Annotated in this window: 16 protein-coding genes, 5 pseudogenes and 1 riboswitch; of the genes and pseudogenes, 9 read left to right on the forward strand and 12 right to left on the reverse strand. The window is 54.2% G+C overall.

The window, feature by feature from the left end; all coding sequences use genetic code 11:
* Window positions 1-51 (reverse strand): IS1 family transposase (locus tag BFF42_RS28490; RefSeq protein ID WP_165888145.1); only part of this gene is annotated, 51 nt, incomplete at its 3' end.
* A 56-nt stretch (window positions 52-107) separates the two neighbouring features.
* Here BFF42_RS28490 and BFF42_RS28040 point away from each other — a divergent pair.
* Window positions 108-182, forward strand: a pseudogene (locus BFF42_RS28040) (hypothetical protein); the annotation flags it as partial.
* Window positions 183-591: 409 nt separating this feature from the next.
* Here the strand turns inward: BFF42_RS28040 and thiH are convergent.
* The 8 genes and pseudogenes from thiH to rsd all read right to left on the reverse strand — a co-directional run bounded on the left by thiH (window position 592) and on the right by rsd (window position 6,664).
* Window positions 592-1,725 carry a 2-iminoacetate synthase ThiH gene (thiH, locus tag BFF42_RS23595; RefSeq protein WP_000847457.1) on the reverse strand — a complete coding sequence of 378 codons (1,134 nt, stop codon included), beginning with the start codon at window positions 1,723-1,725 and terminating at the stop codon, window positions 592-594.
* Window positions 1,722-2,491 (reverse strand): annotated as a pseudogene (gene thiG, locus BFF42_RS23600) (thiazole synthase). The gene thiH and the pseudogene thiG overlap by 4 nt, the downstream one beginning before the upstream one ends.
* A gap of 1 nt (window position 2,492) precedes the next feature.
* Window positions 2,493-2,693 carry a sulfur carrier protein ThiS gene (gene thiS / locus BFF42_RS23605; RefSeq protein ID WP_001166232.1) on the reverse strand — a complete coding sequence of 67 codons (201 nt, stop codon included), beginning with the start codon at window positions 2,691-2,693 and terminating at the stop codon, window positions 2,493-2,495.
* Window positions 2,677-3,432, reverse strand: a pseudogene (gene thiF, locus BFF42_RS23610) (thiazole biosynthesis adenylyltransferase ThiF). Before thiF ends, thiS begins: the two are co-directional and overlap by 17 nt.
* Window positions 3,425-4,060 (reverse strand): thiamine phosphate synthase, encoded by a 636-nt coding sequence (gene thiE, locus BFF42_RS23615; RefSeq protein WP_000284600.1) that lies wholly within the window; start codon window positions 4,058-4,060, stop codon window positions 3,425-3,427. Before thiE ends, thiF begins: the two are co-directional and overlap by 8 nt.
* Entirely contained in the window at window positions 4,060-5,691 is a 1,632-nt protein-coding gene (gene thiC, locus BFF42_RS23620; RefSeq protein WP_371462471.1) for a phosphomethylpyrimidine synthase ThiC, read from the reverse strand. Before thiC ends, thiE begins: the two co-directional genes overlap by 1 nt.
* A pseudogene (locus BFF42_RS28495) lies at window positions 5,692-5,954 on the reverse strand (hypothetical protein); the annotation flags it as partial.
* Window positions 5,955-6,034: 80 nt separating this feature from the next.
* Window positions 6,035-6,135: riboswitch (TPP riboswitch) on the reverse strand.
* A 52-nt stretch (window positions 6,136-6,187) separates the two neighbouring features.
* Entirely contained in the window at window positions 6,188-6,664 is a 477-nt protein-coding gene (gene rsd / locus BFF42_RS23625) for a sigma D regulator (RefSeq protein WP_000934302.1), read from the reverse strand.
* Window positions 6,665-6,758: 94 nt separating this feature from the next.
* On the opposite strand from rsd, the gene nudC reads away from it, so the two are divergent.
* The 6 genes from nudC (at window position 6,759) to BFF42_RS23655 (ending at window position 11,117) form a co-directional block, all read left to right on the forward strand.
* Window positions 6,759-7,532: an NAD(+) diphosphatase gene (nudC, locus tag BFF42_RS23630; RefSeq protein ID WP_039060461.1), complete on the forward strand. Its 774-nt coding sequence runs from the start codon at window positions 6,759-6,761 to the stop codon at window positions 7,530-7,532.
* Window positions 7,533-7,571: 39 nt separating this feature from the next.
* Window positions 7,572-8,636: a uroporphyrinogen decarboxylase gene (gene hemE / locus BFF42_RS23635; protein WP_000137657.1), complete on the forward strand. Its 1,065-nt coding sequence runs from the start codon at window positions 7,572-7,574 to the stop codon at window positions 8,634-8,636.
* Between the two features lie 9 nt (window positions 8,637-8,645).
* Window positions 8,646-9,317, forward strand: a complete 672-nt coding sequence (gene nfi, locus BFF42_RS23640) for a deoxyribonuclease V (RefSeq protein WP_000362392.1) — start codon at window positions 8,646-8,648, stop codon at window positions 9,315-9,317.
* A 42-nt stretch (window positions 9,318-9,359) separates the two neighbouring features.
* Window positions 9,360-9,950 carry a YjaG family protein gene (locus BFF42_RS23645; RefSeq protein ID WP_000941116.1) on the forward strand — a complete coding sequence of 197 codons (591 nt, stop codon included), beginning with the start codon at window positions 9,360-9,362 and terminating at the stop codon, window positions 9,948-9,950.
* Between the two features lie 186 nt (window positions 9,951-10,136).
* On the forward strand, window positions 10,137-10,409 hold the full coding sequence (hupA, locus tag BFF42_RS23650; protein ID WP_001044513.1) for a nucleoid-associated protein HU-alpha: 273 nt from the start codon (window positions 10,137-10,139) through the stop codon (window positions 10,407-10,409).
* 12 nt (window positions 10,410-10,421) lie between these two features.
* Window positions 10,422-11,117, forward strand: a complete 696-nt coding sequence (locus tag BFF42_RS23655) for a DUF1481 domain-containing protein (RefSeq protein WP_001084037.1) — start codon at window positions 10,422-10,424, stop codon at window positions 11,115-11,117.
* Between the two features lies 1 nt (window position 11,118).
* Here the strand turns inward: BFF42_RS23655 and zraP are convergent, their stop codons facing one another.
* On the reverse strand, window positions 11,119-11,544 hold the full coding sequence (gene zraP, locus BFF42_RS23660; RefSeq protein ID WP_000828222.1) for a zinc resistance sensor/chaperone ZraP: 426 nt from the start codon (window positions 11,542-11,544) through the stop codon (window positions 11,119-11,121).
* Between the two features lie 237 nt (window positions 11,545-11,781).
* On the opposite strand from zraP, the pseudogene zraS reads away from it, so the two are divergent.
* Both zraS and zraR read left to right on the forward strand, forming a co-directional pair.
* Window positions 11,782-13,157 (forward strand): annotated as a pseudogene (gene zraS / locus BFF42_RS23665) (two-component system sensor histidine kinase ZraS).
* A complete protein-coding gene (zraR, locus tag BFF42_RS23670) occupies window positions 13,154-14,479 on the forward strand; it encodes a sigma-54-dependent response regulator transcription factor ZraR (RefSeq protein ID WP_000148507.1) in 1,326 nt (441 codons plus the stop codon). The pseudogene zraS and the gene zraR overlap by 4 nt, the downstream one beginning before the upstream one ends.
* Here the strand turns inward: zraR and purD are convergent.
* Window positions 14,476-15,768 carry a phosphoribosylamine--glycine ligase gene (purD, locus tag BFF42_RS23675; protein ID WP_087851910.1) on the reverse strand — a complete coding sequence of 431 codons (1,293 nt, stop codon included), beginning with the start codon at window positions 15,766-15,768 and terminating at the stop codon, window positions 14,476-14,478. The two genes, zraR and purD, sit on opposite strands and share 4 nt — an antisense overlap.
* 7 nt (window positions 15,769-15,775) lie before the next feature.
* Window positions 15,776-17,365, reverse strand: coding sequence for a bifunctional phosphoribosylaminoimidazolecarboxamide formyltransferase/IMP cyclohydrolase (purH, locus tag BFF42_RS23680; RefSeq protein WP_001187566.1), 1,590 nt, complete (start codon window positions 17,363-17,365; stop codon window positions 15,776-15,778).
* Between the last annotated feature and the right edge of the window lie 424 nt (window positions 17,366-17,789).

Raw genomic sequence — 17,789 nt, forward strand, 5'->3', positions numbered from 1 at the left:
CACCCCGTCAGTAGCTGAACAGGAGGGACAGCTGATAGAAACAGAAGCCACTGGAGCACCTCAAAAACACCATCATACACTAAATCAGTAAGTTGGCAGCATCACCAGGTAAATCAGTGAAATTTTTCACCATTGCCTACAACTTATTGAGAAATAAGCAGCTTCCTCAGCCCTCAAAATAACAAAACCCACCTTAAGGTGGGTTTCGCCAGAGAATTATCTCTGGTATTCAGAACGCCATTACCGGACTTTGCCTTGACCTTGCGATAATCGCAGGTTGCGGGATGTCTGAATTTCTTCAGTCTGCTGCATCCTGGAAGATGAGAACATGTGTTCTTATTTTCGTCTCTATCATAGTTGAGTATTTACTCTCTTACAATCAGATCTCTTTCATTGCTCAACAGGCGATGGCTTCAGACTTTGCATTACGGAATTTTTAAGAAAGGCAGGGCGAAACGAGGAAGAAGCTTTTCGCCCTGGACAACATTCCTGCTGACGGCACTACCATAAAAAAACACAACGCTTTCAACAACCTTGCGTTTTTCATCTTCCGTAGCGGCTCGGAATAAATTTACGTTCTTACATTCCGTCTCATAGTCTTTGCGAGGCCCGTCCCAGATAGCTGTCCCAGTCTTTCCATACCGGCTGCAAACCCTGAGCGGTTAACGCGGCAGCAACCGCTTCCGGTCTGCGATCGTCGTGCGGTGAGAACTGTTCCAACTCGGGGTGATTATCGGCATAGCCACCTGGCTGCGTTTTCGAGAAGGCGCTGACGTTATTGATCGCCAGCGGAATAACGCGATCGCGAAACCACGGTGATTCCCGCGTGGAGAGTGACAGTTCAATCTCCGGTGCAAGCAGTCGGAAGGCGCAGATGGTTTGCACTAACTGGCGTTCATCCATAATCGACGCAGGCTCAATGCCGCCAGTACACGGGCGCAGGCGCGGAAAAGAGACAGAGTAACGGCTTTGCCAGTAATGCTGTTGCAGCCATAGCAAATGTTCGGCAACCATATAGCAGTCAACGCGCCAGTTGTCGGAAAGGCCAATTAGCGCGCCGAGGCCTATCTTATCAATCCCCGCACGCCCCAGCCGATCCGGCGTTTCCAGCCGCCAGAAGAAGTCCTGTTTTTTGCCTTTCAGATGATGGCGGGCATAAGTCGCCTCGTGATATGTCTCCTGATAAACCATCACGCCATCCAGACCAAGCTGCTTTAACTCGGCGTATTCCGTCTTCGCCAGCGGTTGCACTTCCATTTGTAGTGAAGAGAACTGTTCACGCAGGGCGGGGAGATGACGACGAAAGTAATCCATCCCCACTTTCGCCTGATGTTCACCAGTGACTAATAGCAGATGTTCAAAGCCCATCTCCCGTATAGCGGCGCTTTCCCTGGCAATATCCGCTTCATCCAGCGTTTTGCGCTTGATGCGATTACTCATGGAAAATCCGCAGTACGTGCAGTCGTTAGCGCAAAGATTGGAAAGATAAAGCGGGACGTAGAAACTAACTGCGTTGCCAAATCGCTGACGGGTCAGACGCTGCGCCCGTTGGGCCAGTTGTTCCAGATAGCCACTGGCGGCTGGCGATAACAGCGCCATCATATCGTCGCGGGTGAATTGCGAGGCATTTAGCGCCCGCTCTACGTCAACAGCCGTTTTGCCGTTGATACGCAGGCGGATGTCATCCCAGTCCAGTTGTCGCCAGCGATCGCTGAAGGTTTTCATGCCGATGCCTCCAGAAATCCAGTCAGCGGGCTGGTGGCATGAGCAAAATGACTGCGGCTGCCCGGTCCGGACTGACGTGCCAGCAGGCCTGCTTCTACCGCCAGACGAAATGCCTTCGCCATGTTGACGGGATCGTCCGCTACGGCAATCGCCGTATTCACTAACACCGCGTCGGCCCCCATTTCCAGGGCCTGCGCGGCATGGCTGGGAACGCCGATGCCAGCATCGACAACCACCGGAACTGTGGCCTGCTGGATAATAATCTCCAGCATGGCACGGGTTTCCAGTCCCTGATTCGAGCCAATCGGCGCGCGAGCGGCATCACCGCTGCACAGCCGACTTCTTCCAGACGTTTACACAATACCGGATCGGCCCCGCAGTAAGGCAGCACGACAAATCCCTGTTGTACCAGCATTTCGGCGGCTTTCAGAGTTTCGATGGGATCGGGCAACAGCCAGCGGGCGTCAGGGTGAATCTCTAATTTTAACCAGTTTGTGCCTAACGCTTCACGTGCCAGATGGGCGGCGAAAATGGCTTCTTCCGCTGTTTTCGCCCCGGAAGTATTTGGCAGCAGGGTCACACCCGCCGCGATAAGCGGTTCGAGGATAGCGTCGTTGTGCTGGCGCAAGTCGACACGTTTCATCGCCAGTGTCACCAGCTGGCTGCCGGAAGCGCGGATCGCCTCCACCATCAGTTGTGAAGAAGCGAATTTCCCTGTGCCGGTAAACAGATGTGAATCAAACGTTTTGTCCGCAATACGTAACATCTCAACCCCCTGCAATAACCTGAAAAAGCAGGATCTGGTCGCCATCCTGCACGATATGTTGCGTCCACTGCTCACGCGGGACGATTTGCTGATTAATCGCCAGAGCCGCGCCCGCTTGTCGTTGGTCGAGTTGCTCCAGTAGTTCGTGAACAGTTTGCCCGGCGGCGCACTGCATCGGTTGATCGTTAAACAGGATCTGCATTGCTTCCTCCGCATACCGGGCAACCACTGGCGCGGCGCAACGCCAGGCTGCGCCACTGGCTCGATTTACCGTCGAACAGTCGGAGTTCTCCCGCAGGTGTCTCTATACCGCTTAATAACTTAATGGCTTCCAGTGCCTGCAAAGTGCCCATAACCCCGACCACCGGGCCAACCACGCCCGCCGTGCGGCAGTTGCGTTCTGGCTCCTGGTTATCTGGCCACAGGCAGCGGTAACACCCCTGCTCCCAGGGCGGCGTCAGTACCATCAACTGACCGCCAAATCCGACCGCGCTGGCGGTGATAAGCGGCGTGTTGAGTACCACGCAGGCGGCATTAATCTCCTGGCGAGTCGCCATATTGTCGGTACAGTCGAGCACCACATCGGCCCGTGCAACCGCATCTTTTAACGCCTCACCCGTTAACCGTTGTTGTAATGCTGTCAGTTGAATGTCGGGATTCAACTGTGTCAGTCGCTGTTGGCTGACCTGCGATTTCGGGCTGTTGATATCTTCAGTGGTAAAGAGAATTTGTCGTTACAGATTGCTTAAATGCACATCGTCGTCATCTGCCAGTACCAGCGTCCCGACGCCAGCGCCCGCCAGGTATAGCGCAGCAGGTGTACCCAGCCCGCCAAGACCGATAATCAGCACCTGGCTGTCGAGCAGTTTTTGCTGCCCGTCAAGAGCGATATCGTCGAGCAGGATTTGGCGGCTATAACGCATAAAATCACGGTCATTCATCGCCAACTCCTGCAATTTCCAGCAACTGTGCCGTTGCCAAACGCCAGTCTGCGGCTTGAGTAATGGCGCTGACGACGGCGATACTGCCGACACCCGTTGCTATCACCGCAGGCGCGCGTGCCAGACTGATACCGCCAATCGCCACGGTGGGATAATCCGCCAGTCGCTCAACATGCCGTGCCAGCTGTTCCAGCCCCTGCGGTGCAGAAGGCATCTGTTTGGTTTGCGTCGGGAACACATGTCCCAGCGCGATATAAGAGGGGCGTGCTGCCAGCGCGACGTCGATTTCCATATCGTCATGTGTCGAAACACCCAGCCGCAGGCCTGCCGCGCGGATGGCATTGAGATCGGTGGCTTGCAAATCTTCCTGCCCCAAATGGACGCCATACGCCTGATGCTTGATCGCGAGCCGCCAGTAATCGTTGATAAACAATCGCGCGTTATAGCGGCGGCCCAGCGCAATTGCCGCCACGACATCGGCTTCCACCTCTTCATCGCGCCGATCTTTGATGCGTAGCTGGAGAGTACGTACGCCTGCATCCAACAGACGTTCGATCCACTGTACGCTGTCCACCACTGGGTACAGTCCTAAACGAAAAGGTACAGGAGGAAAATCAGGCTGATACATCACGCTTCCTCCTTACGCAGGTAGATTTCTCCGCCTCTGGCACGGAAGTTCTCCGACATATCCGCCATTCCCATTTCAATAGTTTGCGTGGCGGCGTAATCACGCACTTCCTGGCTGATTTTCATCGAGCAGAATTTCGGCCCACACATGGAGCAAAAATGGGCGACTTTACCTGACTCTTGCGGCAGGGTTTCATCGTGATAAGCGCGGGCGGTAAACGGGTCGAGGGCCAGATTAAACTGGTCTTCCCAGCGAAATTCGAAGCGGGCTTTCGACATGGCGTTATCGCGAATTTGCGCGCCCGGATGCCCTTTCGCCAGGTCAGCGGCGTGGGCGGCAATCTTATAGGTGATAAGCCCCTGCTTAACATCTTCTTTATTAGGCAGACCCAGATGCTCTTTTGGCGTTACGTAACAGAGCATCGCGCAGCCAAACCAGCCAATCATCGACGCACCAATCCCCGACGTGAAGTGGTCATAGCCCGGCGCAATATCGGTAGTTAGCGGCCCCAGAGTGTAAAACGGCGCTTCGTGGCAGTGCTCTAACTCCTCGGTCATATTGCGGCGGATCATCTGCATCGGCACGTGGCCTGGGCCTTCAATCATCACCTGCACGTCATATTCCCAGGCAATTTTGGTCAGTTCGCCCAGCGTATGCAGCTCGGCAAACTGCGCTTCATCGTTGGCGTCCTGAATAGAACCGGGGCGCAGACCGTCGCCCAGCGACAGCGAAACGTCATAAGCGGCACAGATTTCACAAATTTCGCGGAAGTGTTGATAGAGGAAATTTTCCTGATGATGGGAGAGGCACCATTTCGCCATAATCGAACCGCCGCGAGAGACGATACCGGTCAGGCGTTTCGCGGTCATCGGCACATAGCGCAACAGTACGCCCGCATGGATAGTGAAGTAATCCACACCTTGCTCGGCCTGTTCCAGCAGCGTGTCGCGGAACGCTTCCCAGGTAAGATCTTCGGCGATCCCGTTAACCTTCTCCAGCGCCTGGTAGATCGGCACTGTACCGATCGGCACCGGACTGTTACGCAAAATCCACTCGCGGGTTTCGTGAATATAGCGACCGGTGGAGAGATCCATCACCGTATCCGCTCCCCAGCGCATGGACCATACCAGCTTTTCCACTTCTTCTTCGATGGAAGAGGTGACCGCCGAGTTGCCGATATTGGCGTTAACTTTTACCAGGAAGTTACGGCCAATAATCATCGGCTCCGATTCCGGATGATTAATGTTGGCCGGGATAATCGCACGTCCGGCAGCAACTTCATCACGGACAAATTCCGCAGTGATATTTTCCGGCAGACGTGCGCCAAAGCTCATTCCCGGATGCTGGTGGCGTAAAACTTCGCTACGTATGCGCTCGCGGCCCATATTCTCGCGGATGGCGATGAATTCCATTTCCGGTGTGATGATGCCCTGGCGGGCGTAGTGCAGTTGGGTGACACGGCGTCCTGCTTTGGCGCGTTTTGGTGTTAGTACGCCGCTAAAACGCAGTTCGTCGAGGCCATCATCTGCCAGCCGCGCTTTAGTGTAATCGGAACTGCGCACGGTAAGTTCTTCGGTATCGCCGCGCGCATCGATCCACGGCTGGCGTAGTTTTGCCAGCCCTTGCTGCACGTTAATGGCGATCTGCGGATCGCCATATGGCCGGAGGTGTCGTAGACCGGAATCGCTTCGTTTTCTTCAAACTGCGGCTGTTCTTTGCTGCCGCCGATTAGCGTCGGGCTAAGCTGGATCTCACGCATCGGCACGCGAACGCCAGAGTGTGTGCCAGTGAGGTAAATGCGTTTTGAGTTGGGAAAGGCGGTGCCTTCCAGGGTGTCGATAAAATGTTGGGCCCGGGCGCGTTGTTCGCGGCGGGTCAGTTTTGTTGCAGACATAGCTCATTCCAAAAAGTTAAGGACGTGGCTTGTCAGACGACGGATGAAGCAAGAGACGATCGCCGCAAAGGCGATGCGATAGCAGATTAACTCTTGTTCCCTTCGCAGGTATTAGCCTGATCAGGTTCCGCGGATCCCGAATAAACGGTCTCAGCCAGTTAAGGCACTCCGACAAGAAATTAGCCCCCACAAACGGGGCGTTGAATGTAAATTACGCGTTAACAGCGCAGAACTCAAGCAGGATGTTTGACGCGGGCGGCGTCAAGCACCAGCAGAATCAGCTTATCTTCCAGCACAAAGCGCGCTTCCAGCGCCTCGCCGATGTCAGATAAAACCTGTTGAAACTCAAGGTAATTATCATGATCGATGGCGGTTTCCAGGCTGGAATCGTAGTAATCCATAATCTGTTGGGTATTGGCTTCGAGTTGCGGCCAAATCTTCGCGGCGCGCGCGAGTTGCCCGTTGCCTTCCAGCTTATGAAGAATGCGCTCATAAATACTGAAATGTCCGGCAGACAAGTAATCGACCAGGCTCTGACAAAAATCATCAAGGGCTTTTTCGTTTAGCCTCATGTACGATTCTTTGCCAGGCTTAATGCCAACCAGATTGTAGTAAGCCACGAGCAGATGCTTACGTACATGTAGCCAGCGATCAACCAGTTTGTTACTTCCTCTGACGCGCTCCGTCAGGTTATCGAGCTGGTTAAGCATGATTGACTCCGCAAGTTTGTATTCAAAAACTGCTCAGTGAGAAATGTAAAAACCATGTTAAACATGCCAGTGATGCAAAGGTAGTGCAAGAGCTATGGATCGTATAATTGAAAAATTAGATCACGGCTGGTGGGTCGTCAGCCATGAACAAAAATTATGGTTGCCGAAGGGAGAATTGCCATATGGCGAAGCGGCAAATTTCGATCTTGTGGGTCAGCGCGCACTACAAATCGGCGAATGGCAGGGGGAACCTGTTTGGTTAGTACAACAGCAGCGGCGTCACGATATGGGGTCGGTACGTCAGGTCATTGATCTCGATGTTGTGCTGTTTCAACTGGCCGGACGAGGCGTACAACTGGCGGAGTTTTACCGATCGCATAAATACTGTGGTTACTGCGGGCATGAAATGTATCCGAGCAAAACCGAATGGGCGATGCTGTGCAGCCATTGCCGTGAGCGTTACTACCCGCAAATCGCCCCCTGCATTATTGTTGCCATCCGTCGCGATGATTCGATCCTCCTCGCCCAGCATACCCGCCATCGTAACGGTGTCCATACAGTACTTGCCGGATTCGTCGAAGTGGGCGAAACCCTCGAGCAGGCAGTCGCGCGGGAAGTGATGGAAGAGAGCGGAATTAAAGTTAAAAACTTGCGTTACGTGACTTCTCAGCCGTGGCCGTTTCCTCAGTCTTTAATGACCGCGTTTATGGCGGAATATGACAGCGGCGACATCGTGATCGACCCGAAAGAATTGCTCGAGGCGAACTGGTATAGCTATGACGATTTGCCGTTACTCCCGCCGCCCGGCACCGTAGCGCGCCGTCTGATAGAAGATACTGTGGCGATGTGTCGGGCAGAGTATGAGTGATGATACACTGACCGCCTGACGCACTAAGGAACAGCCAAAATGACCGAACTTAAAAACGATCGTTATCTGCGGGCGCTGCTGCGCCAGCCCGTTGATGTCACTCCAGTATGGATGATGCGCCAGGCGGGTCGCTATCTACCGGAATATAAAGCCACGCGCGCCCAGGCGGGCGATTTTATGTCGCTGTGCAAAAACGCCGAGCTGGCGTGCGAAGTGACTTTGCAACCGCTGCGTCGCTACCCGCTGGATGCGGCGATCCTCTTTTCCGATATCCTCACCGTGCCGGACGCGATGGGGTTAGGGCTCTATTTTGAAGCCGGAGAAGGTCCGCGTTTTACCTCGCCAGTCACCTGCAAAGCCGACGTCGATAAGCTGCCAATTCCGGACCCGGAAGATGAGCTGGGTTACGTGATGAACGCGGTGCGTACCATTCGTCGCGAACTGAAAGGCGAAGTGCCGCTGATTGGTTTTTCCGGCAGCCCGTGGACGCTGGCAACCTACATGGTGGAAGGCGGCAGCAGCAAAGCCTTCACCGTGATCAAAAAAATGATGTATGCCGATCCGCAGGCGCTGCACGCTCTACTCGATAAACTGGCGAAAAGCGTCACTTTGTATCTGAATGCGCAGATTAAAGCCGGTGCTCAGGCAGTGATGATTTTCGACACCTGGGGCGGTGTGCTTACCGGGCGCGATTATCAACAGTTCTCGCTCTATTACATGCATAAAATTGTTGATGGTTTACTGCGTGAAAACGACGGTCGCCGCGTACCGGTCACGCTGTTTACCAAAGGCGGCGGACAGTGGCTGGAAGCGATGGCAGAAACCGGTTGCGATGCGTTGGGCCTCGACTGGACAACGGATATCGCCGATGCGCGCCGCCGTGTGGGCAATAAAGTCGCGTTGCAGGGTAATATGGATCCGTCGATGCTGTACGCGCCGCCTGCCCGCATTGAAGAAGAAGTAGCGACTATACTTGCAGGTTTCGGTCACGGCGAAGGTCATGTCTTTAACCTTGGTCACGGCATTCATCAGGATGTGCCGCCAGAACATGCTGGCGTGTTCGTGGAGGCAGTGCATCGACTGTCTGAACAATATCACCGCTAAGGAGTGATTATGGATCTCGCGTCATTACGCGCTCAACAAATCGAACTGGCTTCTTCTGTGATCCGCGAGGATCGACTCGATAAAGATCCACCGGATCTGATCGCCGGAGCCGATGTCGGGTTTGAGCAGGGCGGAGAAGTGACGCGAGCGGCGATGGTGCTGCTGAAATATCCCTCGCTTGAGCTGGTGGAGTATAAAGTTGCCCGCATCGCCACCACCATGCCTTACATTCCAGGTTTTCTTTCCTTCCGCGAATATCCTGCGCTGCTGGCAGCGTGGGAGATGCTGTCGCAAAAGCCGGATTTAGTGTTTGTCGATGGTCATGGGATCTCGCATCCTCGCCGTCTTGGCGTCGCCAGCCATTTTGGTTTGATGGTGGATGTGCCAACGATCGGCGTGGCGAAAAAACGGCTCTGCGGTAAATTCGAACCGCTCTCCAGCGAACCGGGCGCGCTGGCCCCACTGATGGATAAAGGCGAGCAGCTGGCCTGGGTCTGGCGCAGCAAAGCGCGCTGTAACCCGTTGTTTATCGCTACCGGCCATCGGGTCAGCGTGGACAGCGCGCTGGCGTGGGTACAACGCTGCATGAAAGGCTATCGTCTGCCGGAGCCAACGCGCTGGGCGGACGCGGTGGCCTCGGAACGTCCGGCGTTCGTGCGCTATACAGCAAATCAGCCCTAATTCAGGTAAACTGCGGATAATTTCCGTATTTGAGAACTTAACATGTTACAAAACCCAATTCATCTGCGTCTGGAGCGCCTGGAAAGCTGGCAGCATGTCACTTTCATGGCTTGCTTATGCGAACGCATGTACCCCAATTACGCCATGTTCTGCCAGCAAACCGGTTTTGGTGATGGGCAAATTTACCGTCGTATTCTCGATCTCATCTGGGAAACGCTGACCGTTAAAGACGCAAAAGTAAATTTCGACAGCCAACTGGAGAAATTTGAAGAAGCGATTCCTTCAGCCGACGATTTCGATCTGTACGGCGTTTATCCGGCAATCGATGCCTGCGTGGCGTTAAGTGAACTGGTCCATTCGCGTTTGAGTGGTGAAACGCTCGAACACGCGGTGAAAGTGAGTAAGACCTCCATCACGACCGTTGCGATGCTGGAAATGACTCAGGTTGGTCGCGAAATGAGCGATGAAGAGCTTAAAGAAAACCCAGCTGTAGAGCAAGAATGGGACATTCAGTGGGAAATATTCCGACTTTTAGCTGAGTGCGAAGAACGCGATATCGAGCTGATAAAAGGCCTTAGGGCAGACCTGCGTGAGGCGGGTGAGAGCAATATTGGTATAATTTTTCAGCAATAAGACCAGAAAACGTGATTTAACGCCTGATTTGTCGTACCTGGAGTCTTCCCTTTCGCCCCCCGTCTGGTCTACATTTGGGGGGCGAAAAAAAGTGGCTATCGGTGCGTGTATGCAGGAGAGTGCTATTCTGGCATTTCCGTCGCACTCGATGCTTAGCAAGCGATAAACACATTGTAAGGATAACTTATGAACAAGACTCAACTGATTGATGTAATTGCAGAGAAAGCAGAACTGTCCAAAACCCAGGCTAAAGCTGCTCTGGAGTCCACTCTGGCTGCAATTACTGAGTCTCTGAAAGAAGGCGATGCTGTACAACTGGTTGGTTTCGGTACCTTCAAAGTGAACCACCGCGCTGAGCGTACTGGCCGCAACCCGCAGACCGGTAAAGAAATCAAAATTGCCGCAGCTAACGTACCGGCATTTGTTTCTGGCAAGGCACTGAAAGACGCAGTTAAGTAAGATTGCGTGGCAGTGAACAGTTTTAACGAAGGGGTGGTTTCACCCCTTTTGTCTTTCTGGCGTCGATCATTGATGCTGGCTGGCGCTCTGCTTCTCACTGCCTGTAGTCATAACTCTTCACTTCCTCCCTTTACCGCCAGTGGATTTGCTGAAGACCAGGGCGCGGTACGCATCTGGCGAAAAGACAGCGGCGATAATGTGCATCTGCTTGCCGTGTTTAGCCCGTGGCGCAGTGGCGATACCACGACGCGAGAGTATCGCTGGCAGGGCGATAACCTCACGCTCATCAATATCAATGTTTACAGCAAACCGCCGGTGAATATTCGCGCGCGTTTTGACGATCGCGGTGATCTGAGCTTTATGCAACGTGAATCCGATGGGGAAAAGCAGCAGCTTTCTAACGACCAAATCGATTTATACCGTTATCGTGCTGATCAGATCCGCCAGATTAGCGATGCCTTACGTCAGGGGAGAGTCGTGCTGCGCCAGGGGCGCTGGCATGCGATGGAACAGACCGTGACCACCTGCGAAGGGCAAACCATTAAACCTGATTTAGATTCGCAGGCGATAGCGCATATCGAGCGCCGCCAGAGCCGCTCTTCTGTTGATGTCAGCGTGGCATGGCTGGAAGCGCCCGAAGGTTCGCAATTACTGTTAGTGGCAAACTCTGATTTCTGTCGCTGGCAACCCAACGAGAAAACGTTCTGATTTACCAGTGGCCCATACCCATATGACCGCCACCACCGCAGCCGCCGTAGCCCATGCCCATTCCGGCTCCGCGCGGAATACCCGCTTCAGCCATCGCGATATCTCGTTTCACCCGTAACTCATCTAACGACTGACGCAAATTCTCCATCTCTTTGGCGACCGCGTTAATTTTGCTGCTATCCGGTGGGTTCGCGGCTAACAGGGCATTGTATTCATAACGCTTCGTCACCAGTTGCTGTTGCAGTGCGCTGCTTTGAGCGTAAAAGTCATTATGGATTTTCTGCCACGCTGTCTGTTGTTCGCTGGTCAAAGGCGCGGCATTTTGCTGCCACATACCGTGTCCGCCGTGAGCAAATGCAGATGTCGATCCCATCGCCATTGCTGAAAGCGCCATCATTACCAGGGCAATTTTCGTGTTCCGTTTCATGGTTAATCCTCCAGTGGTTGTCTTACTTCGGGTATTGCATCTTCCGTGCCAACGATGAAACGCTGATATGACGGGTAATCTGGCATGATAAACGAGTAAAAATGACTCGCCTGCTGCGGGTAGCGAGTCATTTTTACTCATTGAAACTTAAGCCTTTGTGTTACAGCGCAGGGTAAGCGCTGATAAAAGATGGCATGATTTCTGCTGTCAGAAAGGGATGAGCAGGCAAAGAAGAAGATGCGTTTTATGCAACGTTCTAAAGACTCCTTAGCTAAATGGTTAAGCGCGATCCTCCCCGTGGTCATTGTTGGGCTGGTAGGGTTGTTTGCGGTGACGGTGATTCGCGATTATGGGCGCGAGACTGCGCCGCCAGACAAACGCTGCTGGAAAAAGGCAGTGTACTTATTCGCGCTCTTGAATCCGGCTCGCGCGTCGGCATGGGGATGCGCATGCATCATGCGCAGCAGCAGGCCTTACTGGAAGAAATGGCCGGGCAGCCTGGAGTACGTTGGTTTGCGGTCACGGATGAACAAGGAACAATCGTGATGCATAGCAACTCCGGCATGGTGGGAAAACAGATTTATTCCCCGCAGGAAATGCAGCAGTTACATCCGGGAGATGAAGAAGCGTGGCGGCGGATCGATAGCGCAGACGGTGAGCCTGTTCTGGAAATTTATCGCCAGTTTCAACCGATGTTTGGTGCTGGAATGCACCGGATGCGCCATATGCAGCAGTATGCCGCGACACCACAAGCAATTTTCATCGCTTTCGACGCCAGTAATATTGTGAGTGCCGAAGATCGTGAGCAGAGAAACACCCTGATTATCCTCTTCGCCCTGGCGACGGTCTTGCTGGCAAGCGTATTGTCATTCTTCTGGTATCGCCGCTATCTGCGCTCGCGCCAGCTTCTACAAGATGAAATGAAGCGCAAAGAGAAGCTGGTGGCACTGGGGCATCTGGCGGCAGGCGTTGCCCACGAAATCCGTAATCCACTTTCCTCAATTAAAGGGCTGGCGAAATACTTTGCCGAACGCGCGCCAGCAGGGGGAGAAGCGCATCAACTGGCGCAGGTGATGGCGAAAGAAGCCGATCGTTTAAACCGCGTGGTAAGCGAGTTGCTGGAACTGGTTAAGCCAACGCATCTGGCTTTGCAGGCGGTGGATCTCAACACGCTGATTAACCACTCATTACAGCTGGTAAGCCAGGATGCAAACAGCCGGGAGATCCAGTTACGCTTTACCGCCAACGACACATTACCGGAAATTCAGGCCGATCCGGACAGGCTGACTCAGGTCCTGTTGAATCTCTATCTCAATGCTATTCAGGCGATTGTTCAGCATGGCGTGATTAGCGTGACGGTCAGCGAAAGCGGCGCGGGCGTGAAAATCAGCGTTACCGACAGCGGTAAGGGAATTGCGGCAGATCAGCTTGAAGCCATCTTCACTCCGTACTTCACCACCAAAGCCGAAGGCACCGGATTGGGGCTGGCGGTCGTGCATAATATTGTTGAACAACACGGTGGTACAATTCAGGTCGCAAGCCAGGAGGGAAAAGGCTCAACGTTCACCCTCTGGCTTCCGGTCAATATTACGCGTAAGGACCCACAAGGATGACGCACGATAATATCGATATTCTGGTGGTGGATGATGACATTAGCCACTGCACTATTTTGCAGGCTTTACTGCGCGGCTGGGGCTATAACGTCGCGCTGGCGAACAGCGGGCGACAGGCGCTGGAGCAGGTGCGGGAACAGGTTTTTGATCTTGTGCTTTGCGATGTGCGAATGGCGGAGATGGACGGCATCGCCACGCTGAAAGAGATCAAAGCGTTAAACCCGGCAATTCCGGTGCTGATTATGACTGCGTACTCCAGCGTCGAGACGGCGGTAGAGGCACTGAAAACTGGGGCGCTGGATTATCTCATCAAGCCGCTGGATTTCGATAACCTACAGGCGACGCTGGAAAAGGCGCTCGCGCATACGCACAGTATTGATGCTGAAACACCTGCGGTGACTGCCAGCCAGTTCGGTATGGTCGGTAAAAGCCCGGCGATGCAACACCTGCTCAGTGAAATCGCCCTCGTCGCGCCATCGGAAGCCACTGTGCTGATCCACGGCGATTCCGGCACCGGTAAAGAGCTGGTCGCCAGGGCGATTCACGCCAGTAGCGCACGTAGCGAAAAACCGCTGGTAACGCTCAACTGTGCGGCACTCAACGAATCCTTGCTGGAATCTGAATTGTTCGGTCACGAAAAAGGGGCGTTTACTGGAGCCGATAAACGCCGGGAAGGGCGCTTTGTTGAGGCGGACGGCGGCACGCTGTTTCTCGATGAAATTGGCGATATCTCGCCGATGATGCAGGTGCGTCTGCTGCGTGCGATTCAGGAGCGCGAAGTTCAGCGTGTCGGTAGCAACCAGACTATCTCGGTTGATGTCCGGCTGATTGCGGCGACCCATCGCGATCTTGCCGCAGAGGTGAATGCCGGGCGTTTTCGCCAGGATCTCTACTATCGCCTGAATGTGGTGGCGATTGAAGTACCATCGCTGCGGCAACGGCGGGAAGATATCCCTCTGCTGGCTGGCCATTTTCTGCAGCGCTTTGCCGAGCGTAATCGCAAGGCGGTAAAAGGTTTTACTCCCCAGGCGATGGATCTGTTGATTCATTACGACTGGCCGGGAAATATTCGTGAGCTGGAAAACGCGGTGGAACGGGCAGTGGTGCTGCTGACCGGGGAATATATTTCCGAACGCGAGCTGCCGCTGGCGATTGCCAGTACGCCGATCCCGCTGGGGCAAAGTCAGGATATTCAGCCGCTGGTGGAAGTGGAAAAAGAGGTGATTCTGGCGGCACTGGAGAAAACGGGCGGCAACAAAACTGAAGCCGCCCGTCAGTTAGGGATCACGCGTAAAACGTTATTGGCAAAACTGTCGCGTTAGTTCTGCTCGCGTTCGATAGCACGCCAGCCGATATCTTTCCGGCAGAAGCAGTCGTCCCAGTGGATATCGGTCATTAAGGCATAGGCGCGTTTCTGCGCTTCTGCCACGGTATGACCCAGCGCGGTGACGCACAGTACGCGCCCGCCGTTGGTCACTACCTGCTCGTCATCCGCCAGTTTTGTGCCCGCGTGGAACACTTTGCCGCCTGCCACTTCTTCCAGCGGCAGGCCGTGGATCACGTCACCGGTGCGGTAATCACCCGGATATCCACCCGCAGCCATCACCACGCCGAGAGAAGCGCGTTCATCCCACTCGGACGTTTTCTCGTCCAGTTTGCTTTCACAGGCCGCTAGGCAGAGCTCAACCAGATCGGACTTCATGCGCAGCATAATCGGCTGGGTTTCCGGATCGCCAAAGCGGCAGTTAAATTCAATAACCTTCGGATTGCCCTGTTTGTCGATCATCAGGCCCGCGTAGAGAAAACCGGTGTAGGTGTTGCCTTCCGCCGCCATGCCTTTCACGGTTGGCCAGATAATACGTTCCATGGTGCGCTGATGAACGTCATCGGTTACTACCGGCGCGGGGGAGTAAGCGCCCATCCCGCCGGTGTTTGGTCCGGTATCTTTATCGCCTACGCGTTTGTGATCCTGGCTGGTAGCCATCGGCAGCACATGCTCGCCGTCCACCATCACGATAAAGCTCGCTTCTTCGCCATCGAGGAACTCTTCGATAACGATGCGATGACCCGCGTCGCCAAAAGCGTTGCCCGCCAGCATATCGTGAACAGCCGCTTCCGCTTCTTCCAGCGTCATCGCCACGATAACGCCTTTCCCGGCAGCCAGACCGTCCGCTTTAATGACGATTGGCGCGCCTTTCTCACGCAGATACGCCAGCGCAGGTTCTACCTCGGTGAAGTTCTGGTATTCCGCCGTAGGGATCTTATGGCGGGCCAGGAAATCTTTGGTAAACGCTTTTGAGCCTTCCAGTTGGGCCGCACCTGCGGTTGGGCCGAAGATTTTCAGCCCGGCGGCGCGGAAGGTATCGACCACGCCTTTCACCAGCGGCGCTTCCGGGCCGACGATGGTCAGATCAATCTTTTCGTTTTGTGCGAAATCCAACAGCGCCGGGATATCGGTCACGCCAATAGCAACGTTTTGCAGCGCGGGTTCCAGCGCAGTGCCTGCATTACCCGGAGCAACAAAAACAGTCTCAACCAGCGGCGACTGGGCCGCTTTCCAGGCCAGCGCGTGCTCGCGCCCGCCGTTACCAATCACTAATACTTCATCTATTGCTCCATTAATGGCGGAAGTGGCGCATGTCGGTGAAGAGCATCGCAATACCGTGCTCGTCGGCGGCGGCAATCACTTCGTCATCACGGATGGAACCGCCAGGCTGGATTACGCAGGTCACGCCCGCAGCGGCGGCGGCATCAATACCGTCGCGGAACGGGAAGAACGCGTCAGAAGCCATCGAGGAACCTTTCACTTCCAGGCCTTCATCGGCAGCTTTAATACCGGCGATTTTCGCGGAGTACACGCGGCTCATCTGGCCCGCGCCAATACCGATGGTCATATTGTTTTTGGCATAGACGATAGCATTGGATTTCACGAACTTCGCCACTTTCCAGCAGAACAGCGCATCGCGCAGTTCCTGTTCGGTCGGCTGACGTTGGGTGACGACGCGCAGTTCTTCCGCACCGACCATCCCCAGGTCACGATCCTGAACCAGCAGACCGCCGTTCACGCGTTTGAAATCAAGACCCGGAACACGCTCGCCCCACTGACCGCAGGTCAGAACGCGTACGTTCTGCTTGGCGGCGGTGATTTTCAGGGCTTCTTCGCTGGCGGAAGGCGCAATAATCACTTCGACAAACTGACGAGAAATGATGGCCTGTGCGGTTTCCGCATCTAGCTCGCGGTTAAAGGCAATGATGCCGCCGAATGCGGAGGTTGGGTCGGTTTTGTACGCGCGATCGTAAGCATCAAGAATGGAATTGCCGATAGCTACACCGCAAGGGTTGGCGTGCTTCACAATCACACATGCCGGCTCGGCGAACTCTTTCACGCACTCCAGCGCCGCATCGGTATCGGCGATGTTGTTATAAGAGAGGGCTTTACCCTGAACCTGGGTTGCGGTAGCAACGGAGGCTTCTTTCACATTCTCTTCTATATAGAAGGCAGCCTGCTGGTGGCTGTTCTCGCCGTAACGCATATCCTGCTTCTTAATGAAGTTCAGGTTCAGCGTGCGTGGGAAGCGACCGGCGGCTTCTTTGCTTTCACCGTGGTACGCCGGAACCATGCTGCCGAAGTAGTTGGCAATCATGCTGTCGTAGGCGGCAGTGTGTTCGAAGGCTTTGATGGCGAGGTCGAAACGGGTTGCAAGCGTCAGCGATCCTTCGTTGTCATCCATCTCTTTAATAATGGCGTCGTAGTCGCTGCTCTTCACCACGATTGCGACATCTTTATGGTTCTTAGCGGCGGAGCGCACCATGGTCGGGCCGCCGATATCGATGTTCTCAACCGCATCTTCCAGCGAGCAGCCTTCACGAGCAACAGTCTGGGCGAACGGATACAGGTTAACAACCACCATATCGATAGGCTGGATCTGATGTTCTTCCATAATGGCATCGTCCTGGCCGCGACGGCCCAGAATGCCACCATGTACTTTCGGATGCAGGGTCTTCACGCGTCCATCCATCATCTCCGGGAAACCGGTGTAATCGGAAACTTCGGTTACCGGCAGACCTTTTTCTGCTAACAGACGGGCAGTGCCCCCTGTAGACAGCAGCTCCACACCGCGTGCGGAAAGTGCCTGGGCGAATTCGACGATACCGGCTTTGTCAGAAACACTGAGCAGAGCGCGGCGGACTGGACGACGTTGTTGCATGGTAAATCCCCTGGATTTGACTATTACAGAGAGCGTTAGCTGAATTTTTCGCGAAAAACTCAGCTAACGCCCCTAACGGGGCATCCTTATTTTTCGCCCGCATTGTAACGAAAACGTTTGCGCAACGCTCGCGAATTTTTCTCTTTCAATGGTGATCACAATTTTGACAGTGGTTACCGTGGGAAAAATACAGAAATTACATTGATGATTGTGGATAACTCTGTGCGTAAAAAGGTATAAAGCGGGGTTTTGCTGGGGAATGCAGCAGTCAGTCATTTTTCTGCAATTTTTCTATTGCGGCCTGCGGAGAACTCCCTATAATGCACCTCCATCGACACGGCGGATGTGAATCACTTCACACAAACAGCCGGTTCGGTTGAAGAGAAAAATCCTGAAATTCAGGGTTGACTCTGAAAGAGGAAAG

Source organism: Shigella sp. FC1661 (assembly GCF_001712525.1).
Lineage (GTDB): Bacteria > Pseudomonadota > Gammaproteobacteria > Enterobacterales > Enterobacteriaceae > Escherichia > Escherichia coli.

What these genes read in the sequence shown, in the direction of transcription:
- rsd (WP_000934302.1), bottom strand. Translation starts at nt 6,664, where the DNA reads ATGCTTAACCAGCTCGATAACCTGACGGAGCGCGTCAGAGGAAGTAAC.
- thiS (WP_001166232.1), bottom strand. Translation starts at nt 2,693, where the DNA reads ATGCAGATCCTGTTTAACGATCAACCGATGCAGTGCGCCGCCGGGCAA.
- purH (WP_001187566.1), bottom strand. Translation starts at nt 17,365, where the DNA reads ATGCAACAACGTCGTCCAGTCCGCCGCGCTCTGCTCAGTGTTTCTGAC.
- thiH (WP_000847457.1), bottom strand. Translation starts at nt 1,725, where the DNA reads ATGAAAACCTTCAGCGATCGCTGGCGACAACTGGACTGGGATGACATC.
- nudC (WP_039060461.1), top strand. Translation starts at nt 6,759, where the DNA reads ATGGATCGTATAATTGAAAAATTAGATCACGGCTGGTGGGTCGTCAGC.
- thiE (WP_000284600.1), bottom strand. Translation starts at nt 4,060, where the DNA reads ATGTATCAGCCTGATTTTCCTCCTGTACCTTTTCGTTTAGGACTGTAC.
- zraP (WP_000828222.1), bottom strand. Translation starts at nt 11,544, where the DNA reads ATGAAACGGAACACGAAAATTGCCCTGGTAATGATGGCGCTTTCAGCA.
- hupA (WP_001044513.1), top strand. Translation starts at nt 10,137, where the DNA reads ATGAACAAGACTCAACTGATTGATGTAATTGCAGAGAAAGCAGAACTG.
- hemE (WP_000137657.1), top strand. Translation starts at nt 7,572, where the DNA reads ATGACCGAACTTAAAAACGATCGTTATCTGCGGGCGCTGCTGCGCCAG.
- zraR (WP_000148507.1), top strand. Translation starts at nt 13,154, where the DNA reads ATGACGCACGATAATATCGATATTCTGGTGGTGGATGATGACATTAGC.
- nfi (WP_000362392.1), top strand. Translation starts at nt 8,646, where the DNA reads ATGGATCTCGCGTCATTACGCGCTCAACAAATCGAACTGGCTTCTTCT.
- BFF42_RS23645 (WP_000941116.1), top strand. Translation starts at nt 9,360, where the DNA reads ATGTTACAAAACCCAATTCATCTGCGTCTGGAGCGCCTGGAAAGCTGG.